The following is a 17,491-nucleotide window of genomic DNA, read 5'->3' as shown; positions in this document are numbered from 1 at the left end:
TTTTCCAGTCGCAGCGCGCAAGCGTTGCGAGCCGACCGCAAGGTATCGGGGCTATAGCTCAGCTGGGAGAGCGCTTGCATGGCATGCAAGAGGTCAACGGTTCGATCCCGTTTAGCTCCACCAATCACACGCAAGGCCAGCCTAGTGCTGGCCTTGTCGTTCGAAGGTTCCGTCCCCTTCGTCTAGTGGCCTAGGACACCGCCCTTTCACGGCGGTAACAGGGGTTCGAGTCCCCTAGGGGACGCCATTTTCCTTTCCGCATTTGCGGGTTTCGAGGGTTGCTTCTCCGGAGGCAGCCCTTTTTTGTGTTCGCCCTCCCTGGTGGCCGCCCTGCGGGCCGCCACTCCTCTGGGTCGCCCTGCGGGCCGTGCTTGCGGTGCTGGAACTCCCAGGCTTTTCCCGTTCCCGACTGTTTTCGCGCGTTTTGCCGACCAATGGCATGTCCCCAGGCTTGCGCTTGAATATGATGGTCGTAATATTGTGTCCATCATATCAAGGGGGCCATCATGAGCGAGCGCAAGAGCAGAACCCGTGAACGCATTCTCGCCGCCGCCGGGCGCGTGCTGGCCGAGCGCGGCCCGAGCGATCCGGCGGTGGCCGAAGTGATGGCCGCGGCGGGGCTGACGGTGGGCGGTTTCTATGCCCATTTCGCCAGCAAGGAGGCGCTGATGCTGGAGGCTTTCCGTCAGTTGCTCGGGCGGCGCCGGGCGCGCCTCGCCGAGATCGACGCCAGCCTCGGCGGGCGCGAGCGGCGCGTGCTGTTAGCGGCCTTCTACTTGTCGCGCAAGCACCGCGATGCGCAGGACGAGCGTTGCCCCTTGCCCAGTTCGCTGGGCGAGATCGAGCGCTTGCCCGAGGGCTTTCGGCAGGCGCTGGCCGAGCATGTCGAGCTGATGACGGCCTTGATGAGCGAGACGCCGGAGGAGGCCGACGCAGCGTTGGCCGATCTGGCGCTGATGGTGGGCGGTCTGGCGGTGGCGCGGGCATTGGGCCCGGGCGAGTTGTCCGACCGGGTGTTGCGGGCCGCCAAGGCGGCGGTGAACTGAGGAGAAGCCAGATGAAACAGATGACCTGGGTACGTGGCGTCAATGCGACGCTGGGATGGGTGGCTCCGCAATTGCTGGCGAGCCGCCTGCGCGAACGTTTCATGACCCCGCGCAACCTGCCGCCGCGCGACTGGGAGTTGCCGCTGCTGGCCAGCGCCGAGCGCATCACCCTGCGTTTCGGCCTGTCGGCGTTGCGCTGGGGCAGCGGGCCGGCGGTGCTGCTGATGCACGGCTGGGAAGGGCGGCCGACCCAGTTCGCCGTGCTGATCCGCGGTCTGGTCGACGCCGGCTATGCCGTGGTGGCGCTGGATGGCCCGGCCCATGGCCGTTCGCCGGGGCAGGAGGCCAACGTGGTGCTATTCGCCCGCGCGCTGCTGGAGGCGGCCAGCGAACTGCCGCCGCTGCACGCGGTGATCGGTCATTCCATGGGCGGTGCCAGCGCCCTGCTGGCGACGCAGATGGGCCTGCGCAGCGCCGCGCTGGTCAGCATCGCCGCGCCGAGCCGGATTCTCACCGTGCTGCGCGGTTTCGCCCGGCACATGGGGCTGCCGGCGGTGGCGCGCTCGCGCTTTATCCGTCTGGTGGAGGAGAAGGCCGGCATGCCGGCGGCGCATCTCGATGTGCAGCGCTATCAACTGGAGCTGCCGGGGCTGATCGTGCATGCCGAGGACGATCCGCTGGTGCCGGTGAGTGAGGCCGAGCTGATCCACCGGGCCTGGTTCGACAGTCAGCTATTGCGCCTGCCAGCGGGCGGTCATCAGCGACTGCTTGGCGACCCGCGGCTGCTGCAGGCGGTGCTCGCGCTGCTGAGCGAGGTGCGTCAGGCGCCGTCGAGGGCGCTGGCCTCGTAGCCGACCACGCGGTTGCGCCCGCCGGCCTTGGCCCGGTACAGCGCACGGTCGGCCAGGTCCAGCCAGCGTTCGCCGCAGCCGGCGTCGTCGGGGATGCCGGCGTGCAGACCGATGCTCAGGCTCAGGGCGATGGACTGGTCCTGGTACGGGCAGGGCTTGCGGGCCAGGTCGTCGCGCAGTTGCTCGGCCAGGTCGAGGGCGCCGGCCAGGTCGGTGTTGTCGAGCAGGGCGACGAACTCCTCGCCGCCGAAGCGCGCCAGCAGGTCGCTGCTGCGCAGGCGCTGCTGAATGCGCTGGGCGGCATGGCGCAGGCAGGCGTCGCCGGCGAGGTGGCCATGGCGGTCGTTGACCTGCTTGAAGTGATCCAAGTCGAGCATGAGGATGGCCAGCGGCTGCCGGCTGCGTTCGGCGCGGGCGCAGGCGCGTTCCAGTTCCTCGCTCAGGGTCTGGCGGTTGAACAGCCCGGTCAGGCCGTCGCGGCGATTCAGCTCGGCCAGGCGCAGGTTGGCGTTGGACAGCTGTTGCAGGGTTTCCTGCAGCGCCGCGGTGCGCTCCTGCACGCGCTGCTCCAGGCCGTCGCTGATCTGCGTCTGCAGCTGCAGGCGAGTGGCCTGTTCGTGGCGCAGCTGGCGCTCCTGGGCGATCAGCCGGGCCTGGGCCTGGCGTTCGGCGTTCTGCGCCTGGCGGATGCGCGCGGCCAGGGCCACGGAGAACACCGTCATCTCGATCAGGCCGCCGATCTGCTGGGCGTGCAGGGTCAGCAGCGAGTAGGGCAACAGGCCGGTGCCGGTGAGGATGCTGGCCAGGCTGGCGGCGATCAGCACGCACCAGCCCAGGGCGAACAGGCGGGCGGCGGCGTAGCCGGCGCGCCAGCGCAGCAGGGTGATGACGAAGGCGATCAGGGCGCAGGCCGCCACCAGGGCGAAGCTGCCGATCAGCGCGACCTGGTAGGGGCCGACCAGAGCCAGGCCGATCACCGCCAGGCAGCAGGCCAGCAGCGCGGCGACCACCCAGCGGTACAGCGGCGAGCCGTTGTTCAGCTCGAGCACGCTGTAGGTGAAGAAGATGCCGAACAGGGTGGCCAGCGCCGAGCTGAGCGGGAAGCTCAGCTGGTGCCAGGCCAGGGCCTCGGGCCATAGCCACTGCAGGGCGAAGCCGAGCTGGATGAACTGGTAGAGGCTGAAGCTGGCGACGAACAGGCTGTACCAGAGGTAGCTGCGGTCGCGGGTGATGCAGAAGATCGACAGGTTGTAGATCAGCATCGCCGCCAGGGCGCCGAAGAACAGTCCCTGCAGCAGCAGGCTGCGTTGCTCCAGGTGGTCGAAGGCTTCGCGGGTCATCAGGCTGGCGCTGAGGTTGGCCGAGCCGTCGGTCTGCATGCGCAGCCACAGCCGGCGCGTTTCGCCGGGCGCCAGGTCCAGCGGCAGGGCCAGCTGGCGGTGTTCGATCCAGCGCCAGGCGAAGGGGCGCTGGTCGCCGGCACGGTACACCCGGTCTTCATCCAGGCCGTAGGCGTCCAGTTGGTCCAGCAGCGGGTTGCCCACCAGCAGTATCCAGCCGAGCGAGCGCGCATGCGGGTTGTGCAGATCCAGACGCAGCCAGTAGGCGCTGCCGCCGTAGCCGAAGCTGGCGTCGCGGCGGCCGACCACCTGCCACGCCGAGTCGGGCAGGGCGCGCACCTGGGTGAAGTCGGCCAGGCCCTGCGGGTCTTGCCAGACCTGCATGTACGGGCCGGGCAGCACGCGGGCCTGGCCGCTCGGCAGCGGCAGGCTGTCCGCCCAGCCCAGGGCGGGTAGCAGGAGCAGCATCAGCAGGCGCAGGACGGCAGTCAATTGCTCGATTCTCGGGCTCGCGGGCGAGGTTGACGCATTATGGCGTGCTGGCATGACGCTATGAAAGCTCGGCGCTGCAGCGAGCGGGCAGGCGGCGTATCATTCGGGGCTTGGATGGCGTGACGGCGGGTGGCGATGCCGCTGCCCAGCGCGACAGGATTCGGGAGAGCAACGATGAAACTGTGGATGGACGAGACGCCCCGCCTGGCCGCTGCCGGCGGCCCCTGCGGCCCGATCGGCGGCGCGGAGGTACGAGCATGAGCTGGGACCTGCCCACCCCCTTCGTCATCGACCTGCAGGTGGCGGCCGAGGACATCGACGGCCTCGGCCATGCCAACAATGCGGTCTACGTCAGCTGGCTGGAGCGCTGCGCCTGGCGTCATTCGCAGTTCCTCGGCCTGGATCTGGCCGAGTATCGCCGGCTGGATCGCGCCATGGCGGTGCTGCGTCACGAGATCGACTACCTGGCCAGCGCCTACGAAGGCCAGCAGCTGCAGATGGCCACCTGGATCGTCGAGTCCGACCAGCGCCTGAAGATGGATCGGCGTTTCCAGCTGCTGCGCCCCGAGGATGGCGTGACCCTGCTGCGGGCCAAGACCACCTTCGTCTGCATAGAGCTGTCCAGCGGGCGGCCCAAGCGTATGCCGGCGGAGTTCGTCGAGGGCTATGGCCAGGCGCTGCTGGAGCGCTATCCGCTGGAGCTGTAGCCCCGCGCTAGTTGAGCAGCGGGGCGAGGAACGCCTGGCCCGGCTCGACTATCACGGCGAACTGGCGGGTCTCGCCCGAGCCGAGCAGCACCGACTGCGCCGGCCCCGGCCCGCGCCCGGCGCAGTAGCCGGCCGGGGAAATGGCCACGGCGACGCTCAGCTCGCCGCTGGGCAGGTCGAGGCTGGTGCGCTCGCCCGGGCCCAGTTTCGCCACCACCTGTCGATTGACGTAGAGCTCCACGTCGCAGGCATTCGGCGCGTTGTTGTCGCGGCTGAAGATCAGCCGCCCCGGGCCGTCGGGCGCCGGGTTCGGCGGTACCACCTGCACGCCCCGCGGCAGGGCGTCGGCAGCCTGGGCGAGGCTGCCGAGCAGGCACAGGGCCAGTAGCGAGTGACGCAGCATGCTGGATCTCCTTTGCGTTTCCTGCAGTGTGGACCATCTTGCGCCGCGCGCGCGGCGCCTTAAACTGTGCGCCCGTTTTCTCCGGACAATCCCATGCAAATCGCCCTGGCACCCATGGAGGGGCTGGTCGACGAGATCCTGCGCGACGTGCTGACCCGTATCGGCGGCATCGACTGGTGCGTCACCGAGTTCATTCGCGTCAGCGAGCGCCTGCTGCCGGCTGCCACTTACCGCAAGCTCGCCCCCGAGCTGTTCGCCGGCGCCCGCACCCGCGCCGGCACGCCGATGCGCGTGCAGTTTCTCGGTTCCGACCCGCAGTGCCTGGCCGACAACGCGGCCTTCGCCTGTACCCTCGGCGCACCGGTGATCGACCTGAATTTCGGCTGCCCGGCCAAGACGGTGAACAAGTCGCGCGGCGGCGCGGTATTGCTCAAGGAGCCGGAGTTGCTCCACGCCATCGTCCGCGAGGTACGGCGCACGGTGCCGGCGGCCATCCCGGTGACGGCGAAGATGCGCCTGGGCTTCACCGACAAGGAGGGTGCCCTGGACTGCGCGCGCGCCCTGGCCGAGGGCGGCGCCAGCCAGATCGTGGTGCACGCGCGGACCAAGGTCGAAGGCTACAAGCCGCCGGCGCACTGGGAGTGGGTGGCGCGGGTGCAGGAGGCGGTGGCGGTGCCGGTATTCGCCAACGGCGAGGTGTGGACGTTGGACGACTGGCGGCGCTGCCGCGAGATCAGCGGGGTGGACGACATCATGCTGGGGCGCGGGCTGGTGTCGCGCCCCGGCCTGGCCCGGCAGATCGCCGCGGTACGGGCCGGTGAACAACCGCAGGAGATGAGCTGGGACGAGTTGCAGCCGCTGCTGCTGGACTTCTGGCAGCAGGCCCGGCGCAAGCTGGCGCCGCGCTATGCGCCTGGGCGCCTGAAGCAGTGGCTGGCCATGCTCACGCGCAGCTATCCGGAGGCGGTGGCGCTGTTCGCCGAGGTACGCCGCGAGCAGGATTGCGCGCGCATCGATCGGTTGCTCGGCGCGGCGACGGAGCCGGCCTAGGGGCACCGCGCCAGGCTGGCGAGCAGTGCGTGAAGCTCGCTGCGCACGGCGCACCCCAAGGGATCGGCGTGGCGCCCTCGATCTGTAAACGAATTTTTCAGGCGCTTGAAAATTCTCCGGGCGACCTCAGTTAAGGGCTTGCGGGATGCCGAAGTCGGGTTCCGCACTGTGATCCCTTGCTGAATCATTCAGGAGAATTGTCATGAGCAACGTACTGTCCCTGGCCCCCCTGTTCCGCCAGTCCATCGGTTTCGACCGGTTCAACGATCTGTTCGAGTCCGCCCTGCGCAGCAACGACGGCGGCAGCTCCTATCCGCCCTACAACGTCGAGAAGCATGGCGAGGACCACTACCGTATCGTGGTCGCGGCCGCCGGTTTCCAGGACGAGGATCTCGAGCTGCAGGTCGAGCGCGGCGTATTGACCGTCAGTGGAGGCAAGCGCGAGCGCGGCGCGGAGAACGTCAGTTACCTGTATCAGGGCATCGCCCAGCGCGCGTTCAAGCTGTCCTTCCGCCTGGCCGACCATATCGAGGTCAAGGGCGCCAACCTGGTCAACGGCCTGCTCAACATCGAGCTAGAGCGCATCGTGCCGGAAGAGGCCAAGGCCAAGCGCATCCCCATCGGCAATCAGCGTCCGGCGCTGGAAAGCTGAACCGCGGCCGAGCCCCGCTGAAGAAGGCGCCCACCCGGGCGCCTTCTTCGTTTCTGCGCCATGTCGGTCGCGAGCGCTGCCGGGCTAAGGCTGTCGGGCCGGCCCTCGGCCGAGCAGGGCGCGGAAGGCTTCCTGCGGCAGCGGCTTGCTGAACAGGTAGCCCTGGTACAGGTGGCAACCCTGGCGCTGCAGGAAATCCAGTTGCTCCTGCTGCTCGACGCCCTCGGCGATCAGCGCCAGGCCCAGGCTGCGCGCCATGGCGACGATGGCGCGGATTATCTCGGCGTCGTTGGGGTCGTGGGTGGCGTCGCGGACGAACGACTGGTCGATCTTCAGCATGTCCACCGGCAGGCGCTTGAGGTAGGTCAGCGAGCTGTAGCCGGTGCCGAAGTCGTCCATGGCGAAGCTGACGCCGTGCTTCTTCAGGCGCAGCATCTTGCCCACGGTGTCGTCGATGTTCTGGATGACGATGCCTTCGGTGATTTCCAGCTTGAGCATGGCGTTGGGTAGCTGGCTGTCGCGCAGGCAGCCGGCCACGCGCTCGACGAAGTCGTGCTGACGGAACTGCCGCGGGCTGATGTTGACGCACAGGCTGAAGCGCTCGGCATCGATCAGGCCGTCGGCCAGCAGGCGGGCGCAGAGGTGGCAGGCCTCGGCCAGCACCCAGCCGCCGACTTCGAGGATCAGCCCGCTTTCCTCCAACACCTGGATGAACTGCGCCGGCGACTGCGCCCCGAGCTGCGGGTGCTGCCAGCGCAGCAGGGCTTCGGCGCCGACCACCTGGCCGTCGCGGGCATCGACCTGGGGTTGGAAGTGCAGCTCGAACTCGCCGCGAGCCAGGGCCAGGCGCAGATCGTTCTCCAGGCGCAGGCGGGCGCTGGCGGCCTCCTGCATGGTGCTGCGAAACAGCTGGATGGCGTTGCGACCGGAGTCCTTGGCGCGGTACAGGGCGATGTCGGCGCGCTTGAGCAGGTCGGCCGGGGTGTCGCCGTGATCGGGAATCAGGGCGACGCCGATGCTCGGCGTGACCTGCAGCTGGTGGCCGTCCAGCAGCATCGGCTCGGCCAGCAGGCGGCGCAGCTTCTCCGCCACCTGGCGCACCTGGCGGGTGACTTCCGAGCGCTTGCCCTCCAGGCCGGAGAGCAGCACCACGAACTCGTCGCCGCCCAGGCGCGCCACGGTGTCTTCCAGGCGCACGCTGGCTTCCAGGCGCGCGGTGACCAGGCGCAGCACGGCATCGCCGACCGGGTGGCCGAGCGAGTCGTTGATGTGCTTGAAGTGGTCGAGGTCGATGAACAGCAGTGCGCCGCGCAGCTCGTGGCGCTTGAGCAGGGCGATCTGCTGGGTCAGGCGATCCATCAGCAGGGCGCGATTGGGCAGGTTGGTCAGGGCGTCGTGGTAGGCCAGATGCTGCACCTGCGCCTGCGCCAGCTTCAGTTCGCTGATGTCGCGTGCGGTCAGCAGCAGGCAGGCGACGCCGTTGAGCTCGATGGGTTGCACCGAGACCTCGACCAGGCGCACGCCGCCGTCGCGGTGCTGACCGTGCATCTCCATGTGCAGCACCTGGCCATTCTGCGCCAGGTGTTCGAGCATCTGCAGGCGTTCCTCGGGGTAGGCCCAGACGCTCAGCTCGAAGGCGGTGCGGCCGACCACCTCGTCCGGGGTGTAGCCGGTGAGGCGGGTGAAGCCCTCGTTGACCTCGATGTAGCGCGCGGTGTCGCGCTCGGTGATGGTGATGGCGTCCGGGCTGGAGTGGAAGGCCTTGGCGAATTTCTCCTCGGAGGCGCGCAGGCGCTGCTCGCGCAGTACCCGCTCGCTGATGTCGACCAGGGTGCCGACCATGCGCAGCGGCTGGCCGCCCGCGTCGCGGTGCAGTTTGGCGGTGCTTTCCAGGTAGTGCAGCGCGCCGTTGGGGTGGCGCACCCGGTAGGTCACCTGATAATTGGCGCTGCGCCCCTCGCGCAGGGCGACGTAGGCCAGACGCATGGCCTGGCGGTCTTCCAGCGGCACGCAGCGGAAGAACTCGCGAAAGTCGTCGTCGAAGGGGCAGGCGTCGAGGCCGTGCAGGGCGGCGGCGCGGGCGCTGCCGAACAGGCGGTTGCTGGGGATGTGCCAGTCCCAGGTGCCTAGGTCGGCCGACTCCAGCGCCAGCTTGAGGCGCTCCTGGCTTTCCTGCAGGGCCAGCTCCTGGGCGCGCTGGGCGGTGATGTTGCGCACCGTCAGCACCAGACAGCGCTGGCCGTCGAGTTCGATCTCGCCGCCGAACAGCAGGTTGATGCTGGCGCTGCCGTCGCGGCTGAACAGACGCACTTCGAGGTTGTTCAGGCGCCCGGCCTGCAGGGCGTCGAGCATGCGCTGGCGGTCGTCGGGGTCGGCCCAGATGCCCAGCTCCAGCGAGGTGCGGCCGAGCGCCTCGGCGCTGCTCCAGCCGAACTGTTGCTCGAAGCTGGGGTTGACCTCGATAAAGCGGCCAGTCGCCCGATCGGTAATCGCCACGGCGTCGGGGGTGTGCATGAAGGCCTTGGCGAACTTTTCCTCGCTGTTGCGCAGGGCGGTTTCGGCGCGCATGCGTTCGCTGGTGTCGAGGAAGGTGCAGAGCAGCAGGCGTTCGCCCTGCAGCTCGATGTACTGGCTCGACAGCACGCCGTCGAGGATGCGCCCGGCGCGGGTGCGCAGCTGCACTTCCTGGATCAGCGGCTCGCGGCTCAGCGGCGCCTGCCGGCGCAGGTAATCGCGCTGCTCGGCATGCACCCAGAGGTCGAGGTCGAGGGTGCTGCGGCCGAGAATCTCCGCGGCGGGCCAGCCGAAGGCGTGGGTGAAGTGCTGGTTGGTCTCGAGGATCTCGCTGGTGTCGTAGCGCACCAGCAGCATGATGTCCGGGCTGAGGCGGAACAGGCTGGCGAAGCGTTCTTCCGAGGCACGCAGGGCCTCGGCGCGCGCCTGTTGCGAGCTGATGTCGCGGATCACGCCGAACATGCGCCGGCGGCCGTCGGCGTCGCGCGACAGGCTGCCGCTGATCTCCAGCCAGTGCAGGCTGCCGTCCGGCCAGCGGATGCGGTGGCGCAGGGCGCGGCCCTCGTCGTTGCCGGCGAGGATGGCGTGGAATTGCTGCAGCACCGCGCCGCGTTCTTCCTCGGGAATCAGCTCGATGTAGTCGACGCTGCGGGTCAGTGGGCGGGCGGGGTCGAGGCCGAACAGCGCCTGGGCGCCGCGCGACCAGTTGACCCGGCCGCTGTCGATATCCCAGAACCAGGCGCCCAGCTGCGCGCCGTTCAGCGCCGCCAGCAGGCGTGGGGCGTCCTGCCAGGTCTGTTCGAATTCGGCGGGGTCCATCGCCGGGATATGCGGTAGGGGCGGGGTCTGGTCAGTGGATCTGGCCATGGCCGGGCCATCCTCGAGTGGGCGCGATGCGCGTGACGGACGTTCGGGTCATGCGTGGGCCTTTCTTATCGTTATGCCGCCACGTTAGCCGCAGCTTGGCCAGCTATGCAAGGCTGTGGCTGTCGCGCTGGGCGTCGAGCAGGGCCATGAAGGCTTTCGCGGCGTTCGACAGGGTGCGCTCGGTGTGCAGGATGTAGCCGAGCTGGCGCGACAGCTGGATGCCCGGCAGGGCCAGCGGCACCACCTGATCGTCGAGCATGGTGCGCGGCAACACGCTCCAGGCCAGGCCGATGGAGACCATCATCTTGATGGTCTCCAGGTAGTTGGTGCTCATGGCGATGTTCGGCGTCAGGCCCTGGGCCTCGAACAGGCGCTGCACGATATGGTGGGTGAAGGTGTTGCCGCCGGGGAACACCGCCGGGTGCCGCGCCACGTCGGGCAGGCCGATGGCGGCGCTGCGCGCCAGCGGGTGTTCGGGGGCGGCGACGAAATCCAGCGGATCGTTCCACACCGGCACCGCGCGCACCGGTTCGCGGGTTTCCGGGGCCAGGGTGATCACCGCCAGTTCGGCGCGGCCGTGGAGGATCTCCTCGTAGGCCACTTCGGAGTCAAGGAACTGGATATCCAGCGCCACCTGCGGATGGGCGCGGGTGAAGGCGCGCAGCAGGGCGGGGAGGCGGTGCAGGCCGATATGGTGGCTGGTGGCCAGGGTCAGGCGGCCGCTGACCTCGCCGGCCAGGTTGGTCAGCGCGCGGCGGGTGTCGTCCAGCACGTTGAGGATCTGGTAGGCGCGCGGCAGCAGGGCGCGTCCGGCCTCGGTCAGGCCGATCTCGCGGCCGAGGCGGTCGAACAGGCGAACGCCAAGCTGTTGCTCGAGGCCGGCAATGCGTTTGCTCACCGCCGGCTGGGTCAGGTGCAGGCGCTCGCCGGCTTCGGAAAAACTGCCGGTTTCGGCGATGGCGAGAAAGGCGTTGAGGTTGGCCAGATCCATAGAAACAGCTCCAAGCGGTGGGCCACGAGCCGCAAGCCGTGCCGCTGGGTCTTGGCTGGCGGCCTGTCGCTTGAAGCTTGCGGCTTTTGGGGATTCCTTTGTGGAATCCTTGGGATAAAAAATATGAATTTGAGTTATTCGTCCCGGGATCATAGCATTCTCCCCATAAGCCGCAGGGCCATTTGCCCGGGCATAGAAAGGGCACCTCCAAAAAACGTAGGCGAGGCAGTCAGCGCAAGGCAAAAACAGGCGAAGAAGCGGAGTTTACGAGTTGTAAATGAGCATTCTGATCGGACTCGCGCACGAGCCTGTTTTTAACGCGGCGATGACAACGCAGGTAGTTTTTGGAGGTGCCCGCAAGACGCTGATGAGGGATAGCTGATGGCCGGCAAAACGCTCTACGACAAGCTTTGGGAAATGCACGAGGTCAAGCGCCGCGACGACGGCTCCTCCTTGATCTACATCGACCGCCACATTCTCCACGAAGTGACCTCGCCACAGGCCTTCGAGGGCCTGCGCCTGGCCGGGCGCAAGCCGTGGCGCATCGACGCCAACATCGCCACCCCGGACCACAACGTGCCGACCACCCAGGCCGAGCGCCGGGGCGGCCTCGAGGCCATCGCCGACGAAGTCTCGCGCATCCAGGTGCAGACCCTGGACGAGAACTGCGACGACTTCGGCATCCTCGAGTTCAAGATGAACGACGTGCGCCAGGGCATCGTCCACGTGGTCGGCCCGGAGCAGGGCGCCACCTTGCCGGGCATGACCGTGGTCTGCGGCGACTCGCACACCTCCACCCATGGCGCTTTCGGCGCGCTGGCCCACGGCATCGGCACCTCCGAGGTCGAGCACGTGCTCGCCACCCAGTGCCTGGTGGCCAAGAAGATGAAGAACATGCAGGTGCGCGTCGAAGGCCAGCTGCCGTTCGGCGTCACCGCCAAGGACATCGTCCTGGCGGTGATCGGCAAGATCGGCACCGCCGGCGGCAACGGCCATGCTCTGGAGTTCGCCGGTAGCGCGATCCGCGACCTGTCCCTGGAAGGGCGCATGACCATCTGCAACATGTCCATCGAAGCCGGTGCCCGCGTCGGCCTGGTGGCGGTGGACGAGAAGACCATCGCCTACGTCGAGGGTCGTCCGTTCGCGCCCAAGGGCGCCGACTGGGACAAGGCCGTGGCGCAGTGGCGAACCCTGGTCTCCGACGACGACGCGGTGTTCGATACCCTGGTCGAGCTGCGCGCGGAAGAGATCAAGCCGCAGGTCTCCTGGGGCACCTCGCCGGAAATGGTCCTGGCCGTCGACCAGAAGGTGCCGGATCCGGCCGTCGAGAGCGACCCGGTGAAGAAGGACTCCATCACCCGCGCCCTGAAATATATGGGCCTGACCGCCAATCAGGCGATCACCGATATCCAGCTCGATCGTGTGTTCATCGGCTCCTGCACCAACTCGCGCATCGAAGACCTGCGTGCTGCCGCCGAGGTGGCCAAGGGCCGCAAGGTCGCCGCCACCGTCAAGCAGGCGCTGGTGGTGCCGGGCTCCGGCCTGGTCAAGGCACAGGCCGAGGCCGAGGGGCTGGACAAGATCTTTATCGAGGCCGGTTTCGAATGGCGCGAGCCGGGCTGCTCCATGTGCCTGGCGATGAATCCGGACAAGCTGGGCAGCGGCGAGCATTGCGCGTCCACCTCCAACCGCAACTTCGAGGGCCGCCAGGGCGCCGGAGGGCGTACCCACCTGGTCAGCCCGGCCATGGCCGCCGCTGCGGCGGTAACCGGCCGCTTTATCGACGTGCGCGAATTGATCCAGGCCTAAGGACTCAGACCATGAAAGCTTTTACCCAACACACCGGCCTGGTCGCTCCTTTGGATCGTGCCAACGTCGATACCGACCAGATCATTCCCAAGCAGTTCTTGAAGTCGATCAAGCGCACCGGCTTCGGCCCCAACCTGTTCGACGAGTGGCGCTACCTGGATGTCGGCCAGCCGAACCAGGACAACTCCAAGCGCCCGATCAACAAGGACTTCGTGCTCAATTTTCCGCGCTACCAGGGCGCCAGCGTGCTGCTGGCCCGCGAGAACTTCGGCTGCGGCTCGAGCCGCGAGCACGCGCCTTGGGCGCTGGAGGAATATGGTTTCCGCGCGATCATTGCGCCGAGCTTCGCCGATATCTTCTTCAACAACAGCTTCAAGAACGGCCTGCTGCCGATCATCCTCAAGGAGGATGAGGTCGATGCGCTGTTCCAGCAGTGCGAAGCCAGCGAGGGCTACCAGCTGACCGTCGACCTGGCGGCGCAGACCGTGACCCGCCCCGATGGCGTGCAGCACGCCTTCGAAGTCGATGCCTTCCGCAAGCACTGCCTGCTCAACGGCCTGGACGACATCGGCCTGACCCTGCAGGATCAGGAGGCGATCAGGGCCTTCGAAGCCAAACACCAGCAGAACAGCCCCTGGCTGTTCGGCGCGATCAAGTAATGCATGAAGGTAGGGTGGATGGCGCTTTATCCATCCACCGTGCTGGGTTTCGGTGGATGAAAACAGCGTCATCCACCCTACGGATAGATTGAGGAATGCAATGAGCAAGCAGATTCTGGTTCTCCCTGGCGACGGTATCGGCCCGGAAATCATGGCCGAAGCGGTCAAGGTGCTGAACCTGGCCAATGACAAGTACGCCCTGGGTTTTGAGCTGAGCTTCGATGACCTGGGTGGCGCCGCCATCGACCGTTACGGCGTGCCGCTGGCCGACGAGACCCTGGACCGCGCCCGCGCCGCCGATGCCGTGCTGTTGGGCGCCGTTGGCGGGCCGAAGTGGGACACCATCGATCCGGCCATCCGTCCGGAGCGCGGCCTGCTGAAGATTCGTTCGCAACTGGGCCTGTTCGGCAACCTGCGTCCGGCCATCCTCTATCCGCAACTGGCCGAGGCTTCCAGCCTTAAGCCTGAGGTTGTGGCAGGGTTGGATATCCTTATCGTGCGTGAGCTGACCGGCGGCATCTACTTCGGCCAGCCGCGCGAGAGCAAGGTGCTGGAAAACGGCGAGCGCATGGCGTACGACACCCTGCCGTACAGCGAGAGCGAGATCCGCCGCATCGCCAAGGTCGGTTTCGACATGGCCATGGTGCGTAACAAGAAGCTGTGCTCGGTGGACAAGGCCAACGTGCTGGCCTCCAGCCAGCTGTGGCGTGCGGTGGTCGAGGAAGTGGCCAAGGACTATCCGGACGTCGAGCTGAGCCACATGTACGTCGACAACGCCGCCATGCAGTTGGTGCGTGCGCCCAAGCAGTTCGACGTGATGGTCACCGACAACATGTTTGGTGACATTTTGTCCGATGAGGCCTCCATGCTCACCGGCTCCATCGGCATGCTGCCGTCGGCATCCCTGGATGCCAACAACAAGGGCATGTACGAGCCGTGCCACGGCTCTGCGCCGGACATCGCCGGCAAGGGCATCGCCAACCCGCTGGCCACCATTCTCTCGGTGTCCATGATGCTGCGTTACAGCTTCGGCCAGGCCGCTGCCGCCGACGCCATCGAGAAAGCCGTGAGCCTGGTGCTGGATCAGGGCCTGCGTACCGGCGACATCTGGTCCGAAGGCAAGACCCGCGTCGGTACCTCGGCAATGGGTGATGCGGTAGTCGAAGCGCTGCGTAGTCTGTAATCTTCCAGTCCCGCCGGGGTGGTTCCGGCGGGCTGCTTATATAGGTGTAGTCGTTATGAAACGTGTAGGTCTGATCGGTTGGCGTGGCATGGTCGGTTCCGTGCTTATGCAGCGCATGCTGGAAGAGCGGGACTTCGACCTGATCGAGCCGGTGTTCTTCACCACCTCCAATGTCGGCGGCCAGGGGCCGGCCATTGGCAAGGACATTGCCCCGCTGAAGGACGCCTACAGCATCGACGACCTGAAAGGCCTGGACGTGATCCTGACCTGCCAGGGCGGCGACTACACCAACGAAGTCTTCCCCAAGCTGCGCGAAGCCGGCTGGCAGGGTTACTGGATCGACGCGGCTTCCAGCCTGCGGATGGACGACAGCGCGGTGATCGTGCTCGATCCGGTCAACCGCAAGGTGATCGACCAGGCGCTGGACGCTGGCAGCAAGAACTATATCGGCGGCAACTGCACCGTCAGCCTGATGCTGATGGCCCTGGGCGGGCTCTATGAGGCCGGCCTGGTCGAGTGGATGAGCGCCATGACCTACCAGGCTGCTTCCGGTGCCGGCGCGCAGAACATGCGCGAGCTGATCAAGCAGATGGGCGCGATCAACGGCGCCGTCGCCGATGAGCTGGCCGATCCGGCCAGCGCCATCCTCGACATCGACCGCAAGGTGGCCGAGGCCATGCGCGGCGAAGCCTTCCCGGTGGACAACTTCGGCGTGCCGCTGGCCGGCAGCCTGATCCCCTACATCGACAAGGAGTTGCCCAACGGTCAGAGCCGCGAAGAGTGGAAGGCCCAGGCCGAGACCAACAAGATCCTCGGCCGCTTCAAGAACCCGATCCCGGTCGACGGCATCTGCGTGCGCATCGGCGCCATGCGCTGCCACAGCCAGGCGCTGACCATCAAGCTGAACAAGGATGTGCCGATGGGCGATATCGAAGGCCTGATCAGCCAGCACAATCCCTGGGTCAAGCTGGTGCCGAACAGCCGCGAAGCCAGCATTCGCGACCTCGGCCCGACCGCGGTCACCGGCACCCTGAGCGTGCCGGTCGGTCGTCTGCGCAAGCTCAACATGGGCTCGCAGTACCTGGGCGCCTTCACCGTCGGCGACCAACTGCTGTGGGGCGCGGCCGAGCCGCTGCGGCGCATGCTGCGCATCCTGCTGGAGCGCTAAAGCCGCGCTGGCTGCAAGCTGCAAGTAACAGCCAGAAAAGCCCCGCTGCCTCGGCAGCGGGGCTTTTTGCTTCTGGCGCATCTTGGGGCACACGTCTGCGCGCCGGCGGATCCGGCCGATTGCCTGGGCGAGAGGGCGCGGTTACAGTGCGGCTCCTCCCCGCGTCGCAGGTCCACCCCATGAGCCAGTCCTTCAATATCGCCCTGGTCGGCGCCACCGGTAGCATCGGCGAGGCGCTGGTCGAACTGCTCGAAGAGCGCGATTTTCCGGTCAAGGAACTGCATCTGCTGGCCAGCAGCGAGTCGGCCGGGCAGAGCCTGTCCTTTCGTGGGCGCCAGGTGCGGGTCAGGTCGCTCGATGCCTTCGATTTCGCCCAGGTGCAGCTGGCCTTCTTCGCCGCCGGCGCCGATGTCACGCGGGCCCAGCACGAGCGGGTGCTGGCCGCGGGCTGCTCGCTGATCGACCTGAGCGCCGCCTTGCCGCTGAGTCAGGCGCCTTGCGTGCTACCCGAAGCCGGCCTGGACGGCTTGCCAGCGCGGCATGCCCCCTGGCTGCTCAGTTCGCCGACGCCTTGCGCGGTGGCGACCGCGCTGGTGCTGACGGCGTTGCGCCCGCTGCTGCAGCCGCGCCAGGTGCAGCTGACCGCCATGCTGGCGGCGTCCACCCTCGGTCGCAGCGGAGTGCAGGAGTTGGCGCGGCAGACCGCCGAGTTGCTCAATGGCCGCCCGCTGGAGCCCAAGGGCCTGGACCGGCAGGTCGCGTTCAACCTGCTGGCACAGGTCGGGGCGCTGGACGAGCAGGGCCATGCCGAACTGGAGAAGCGCCTGGCGAGCGAGCTGCAGCAGTTGCTCGGCGTGCCGGATCTGCCGGTATCGGCGACTTGCGCCCTGGCGCCGGTATTCTTTGGCGACAGCCTGGCGCTCGGCGTGCAGGTCGATGGCGAGGTGGATGTGGCTGCCGTGTCGCGCTTGCTGGAAGCCGCGCCGGGGATCGAGCTGGTGGAGGCGGGCGACTATCCGACGGCGGTGGGCGATGCGGTTGGCCAGGATCAGGTCTATGTCGGGCGCGTGCGCAGCGGCGTCAGTGATCCGCGCCAACTCAATTTGTGGATTGCGTCTGATAATGTAAGAAAAGGCGCTGCCCTGAATGCTGTGCAAATAGCCGAGTTGTTGATAAAACACTATCTGTAAAAGATACTTACCTAGAAATTTGAAGAATCTTTCTAGCTTGGCAATACTGGCTGAGTTGATTGCTGAATGGGGAGCCGCTCCTTGGGGCGGATGCAGGCAGCAGTTATCAAGACCCTCTCGCATGCCGAGAAAAAAGATAAAACAAGGGATAACGCTATGGTTCGGGTTCGCAAACTAGTGCTGGCAATTGCAGCGGCTTCGGCCCTGTCTTCCGGTATGGCGCATGCGCTGGGGTTGGGTGAAGTTACCCTGCAGTCCTCGCTGAATCAGCCGCTGGTAGCGGAAATCGAATTGCTGGAGGTGCGCGATCTGGCCTCCAACGAGGTGATTCCCAACCTGGCGTCCCCCGAAGAGTTCGTCAAGGCCGGCGTCGATCGCCAATACTTTCTCACCGACCTGAAATTCACCCCGGTACTCAAGCCCAATGGCAAGAGTGTGATTCGCGTCACTTCGAGCAAAGCGGTACGCGAACCTTATCTGAACTTCCTGGTGGAAGTGCTCTGGCCGAATGGTCGGTTGCTGCGCGAATACACCCTGCTGCTCGATCCGCCGCTGTACTCCCCGCAAAC

15 protein-coding genes and 2 tRNA genes are annotated in these 17,491 nt (G+C 66.9%); 13 read left to right on the top strand and 4 right to left on the bottom strand.

Annotated elements, in window-relative coordinates:
• Positions 1-47 precede the first annotated feature (47 nt).
• From N878_RS20495 to N878_RS20480, 4 genes are all read left to right on the top strand, one after another.
• A tRNA-Ala gene (locus tag N878_RS20495) sits at positions 48-123 on the top strand.
• A gap of 48 nt (positions 124-171) precedes the next feature.
• A tRNA-Glu gene (locus N878_RS20490) sits at positions 172-247 on the top strand.
• Positions 248-506: 259 nt separating this feature from the next.
• The gene (locus N878_RS20485; protein ID WP_021445407.1) at positions 507-1,046 is read left to right on the top strand and encodes a TetR/AcrR family transcriptional regulator; all 540 of its coding nucleotides are present in this window, start codon (positions 507-509) and stop codon (positions 1,044-1,046) included.
• Positions 1,047-1,057: 11 nt separating this feature from the next.
• Complete coding sequence (locus N878_RS20480; RefSeq protein ID WP_021445406.1) at positions 1,058-1,897, top strand: S9 family peptidase; 840 nt, start codon at positions 1,058-1,060, stop codon at positions 1,895-1,897.
• Here N878_RS20480 and N878_RS20475 read toward each other — a convergent pair.
• Complete coding sequence (locus N878_RS20475; RefSeq protein ID WP_036988415.1) at positions 1,867-3,783, bottom strand: diguanylate cyclase; 1,917 nt, start codon at positions 3,781-3,783, stop codon at positions 1,867-1,869. The genes N878_RS20480 and N878_RS20475 overlap by 31 nt on opposite strands.
• Positions 3,784-3,986: 203 nt before the next feature.
• Here N878_RS20475 and N878_RS20470 point away from each other — a divergent pair, with 203 nt between their 5' ends.
• Positions 3,987-4,436: a thioesterase family protein gene (locus N878_RS20470; RefSeq protein ID WP_021445404.1), complete on the top strand. Its 450-nt coding sequence runs from the start codon at positions 3,987-3,989 to the stop codon at positions 4,434-4,436.
• 7 nt (positions 4,437-4,443) lie between these two features.
• On the opposite strand, the gene N878_RS20465 is transcribed toward N878_RS20470, so the two are convergent.
• The gene (locus N878_RS20465) at positions 4,444-4,839 is read right to left on the bottom strand and encodes a hypothetical protein (RefSeq protein ID WP_021445403.1); all 396 of its coding nucleotides are present in this window, start codon (positions 4,837-4,839) and stop codon (positions 4,444-4,446) included.
• A gap of 93 nt (positions 4,840-4,932) precedes the next feature.
• Here N878_RS20465 and N878_RS20460 point away from each other — a divergent pair, with 93 nt between their 5' ends.
• Positions 4,933-5,889: a tRNA-dihydrouridine synthase gene (locus N878_RS20460; RefSeq protein ID WP_021445402.1), complete on the top strand. Its 957-nt coding sequence runs from the start codon at positions 4,933-4,935 to the stop codon at positions 5,887-5,889.
• Positions 5,890-6,091: 202 nt separating this feature from the next.
• Complete coding sequence (locus N878_RS20455) at positions 6,092-6,541, top strand: Hsp20 family protein (protein WP_021445401.1); 450 nt, start codon at positions 6,092-6,094, stop codon at positions 6,539-6,541.
• Between the two features lie 84 nt (positions 6,542-6,625).
• Here N878_RS20455 and N878_RS20450 read toward each other — a convergent pair whose 3' ends face one another.
• Complete coding sequence (locus N878_RS20450) at positions 6,626-9,922, bottom strand: bifunctional diguanylate cyclase/phosphodiesterase (RefSeq protein ID WP_031303617.1); 3,297 nt, start codon at positions 9,920-9,922, stop codon at positions 6,626-6,628.
• 103 nt (positions 9,923-10,025) lie between these two features.
• On the bottom strand, positions 10,026-10,913 hold the full coding sequence (locus tag N878_RS20445; protein WP_021445399.1) for a LysR family transcriptional regulator: 888 nt from the start codon (positions 10,911-10,913) through the stop codon (positions 10,026-10,028).
• Positions 10,914-11,294: 381 nt separating this feature from the next.
• Here N878_RS20445 and leuC point away from each other — a divergent pair, with 381 nt between their 5' ends.
• The 6 genes from leuC to N878_RS20415 all read left to right on the top strand — a co-directional run.
• Positions 11,295-12,722, top strand: a complete 1,428-nt coding sequence (gene leuC, locus N878_RS20440) for a 3-isopropylmalate dehydratase large subunit (RefSeq protein WP_021445397.1) — start codon at positions 11,295-11,297, stop codon at positions 12,720-12,722.
• Between the two features lie 11 nt (positions 12,723-12,733).
• Entirely contained in the window at positions 12,734-13,381 is a 648-nt protein-coding gene (leuD, locus tag N878_RS20435) for a 3-isopropylmalate dehydratase small subunit (protein WP_021445396.1), read from the top strand.
• A gap of 100 nt (positions 13,382-13,481) precedes the next feature.
• Entirely contained in the window at positions 13,482-14,564 is a 1,083-nt protein-coding gene (gene leuB / locus N878_RS20430; protein ID WP_021445395.1) for a 3-isopropylmalate dehydrogenase, read from the top strand.
• A 55-nt stretch (positions 14,565-14,619) separates the two neighbouring features.
• Positions 14,620-15,732, top strand: coding sequence for an aspartate-semialdehyde dehydrogenase (gene asd, locus N878_RS20425; RefSeq protein ID WP_021445394.1), 1,113 nt, complete (start codon positions 14,620-14,622; stop codon positions 15,730-15,732).
• A gap of 179 nt (positions 15,733-15,911) precedes the next feature.
• The gene (locus N878_RS20420) at positions 15,912-16,922 is read left to right on the top strand and encodes an aspartate-semialdehyde dehydrogenase (RefSeq protein WP_021445393.1); all 1,011 of its coding nucleotides are present in this window, start codon (positions 15,912-15,914) and stop codon (positions 16,920-16,922) included.
• A 156-nt stretch (positions 16,923-17,078) separates the two neighbouring features.
• A partial coding sequence (locus tag N878_RS20415) for a FimV family protein (RefSeq protein ID WP_368664883.1) occupies positions 17,079-17,491 on the top strand: 413 nt, incomplete at its 3' end.

It is taken from the genome of Pseudomonas sp. EGD-AK9 (assembly GCF_000465935.2).
In the GTDB taxonomy this organism is placed as follows: domain Bacteria; phylum Pseudomonadota; class Gammaproteobacteria; order Pseudomonadales; family Pseudomonadaceae; genus Aquipseudomonas.
Note: the sequence above shows the minus strand (reverse complement) of the source record. Positions and strands in the feature narration are given on the sequence as shown.

What these genes read in the sequence shown, in the direction of transcription:
- N878_RS20450 (WP_031303617.1), bottom strand. Translation starts at nt 9,922, where the DNA reads ATGGCCAGATCCACTGACCAGACCCCGCCCCTACCGCATATCCCGGCG.
- N878_RS20455 (WP_021445401.1), top strand. Translation starts at nt 6,092, where the DNA reads ATGAGCAACGTACTGTCCCTGGCCCCCCTGTTCCGCCAGTCCATCGGT.
- N878_RS20465 (WP_021445403.1), bottom strand. Translation starts at nt 4,839, where the DNA reads ATGCTGCGTCACTCGCTACTGGCCCTGTGCCTGCTCGGCAGCCTCGCC.
- N878_RS20445 (WP_021445399.1), bottom strand. Translation starts at nt 10,913, where the DNA reads ATGGATCTGGCCAACCTCAACGCCTTTCTCGCCATCGCCGAAACCGGC.
- leuD (WP_021445396.1), top strand. Translation starts at nt 12,734, where the DNA reads ATGAAAGCTTTTACCCAACACACCGGCCTGGTCGCTCCTTTGGATCGT.
- N878_RS20485 (WP_021445407.1), top strand. Translation starts at nt 507, where the DNA reads ATGAGCGAGCGCAAGAGCAGAACCCGTGAACGCATTCTCGCCGCCGCC.
- N878_RS20470 (WP_021445404.1), top strand. Translation starts at nt 3,987, where the DNA reads ATGAGCTGGGACCTGCCCACCCCCTTCGTCATCGACCTGCAGGTGGCG.
- N878_RS20475 (WP_036988415.1), bottom strand. Translation starts at nt 3,783, where the DNA reads ATGCCAGCACGCCATAATGCGTCAACCTCGCCCGCGAGCCCGAGAATC.
- N878_RS20480 (WP_021445406.1), top strand. Translation starts at nt 1,058, where the DNA reads ATGAAACAGATGACCTGGGTACGTGGCGTCAATGCGACGCTGGGATGG.
- leuC (WP_021445397.1), top strand. Translation starts at nt 11,295, where the DNA reads ATGGCCGGCAAAACGCTCTACGACAAGCTTTGGGAAATGCACGAGGTC.
- asd (WP_021445394.1), top strand. Translation starts at nt 14,620, where the DNA reads ATGAAACGTGTAGGTCTGATCGGTTGGCGTGGCATGGTCGGTTCCGTG.
- N878_RS20420 (WP_021445393.1), top strand. Translation starts at nt 15,912, where the DNA reads ATGAGCCAGTCCTTCAATATCGCCCTGGTCGGCGCCACCGGTAGCATC.
- N878_RS20460 (WP_021445402.1), top strand. Translation starts at nt 4,933, where the DNA reads ATGCAAATCGCCCTGGCACCCATGGAGGGGCTGGTCGACGAGATCCTG.
- leuB (WP_021445395.1), top strand. Translation starts at nt 13,482, where the DNA reads ATGAGCAAGCAGATTCTGGTTCTCCCTGGCGACGGTATCGGCCCGGAA.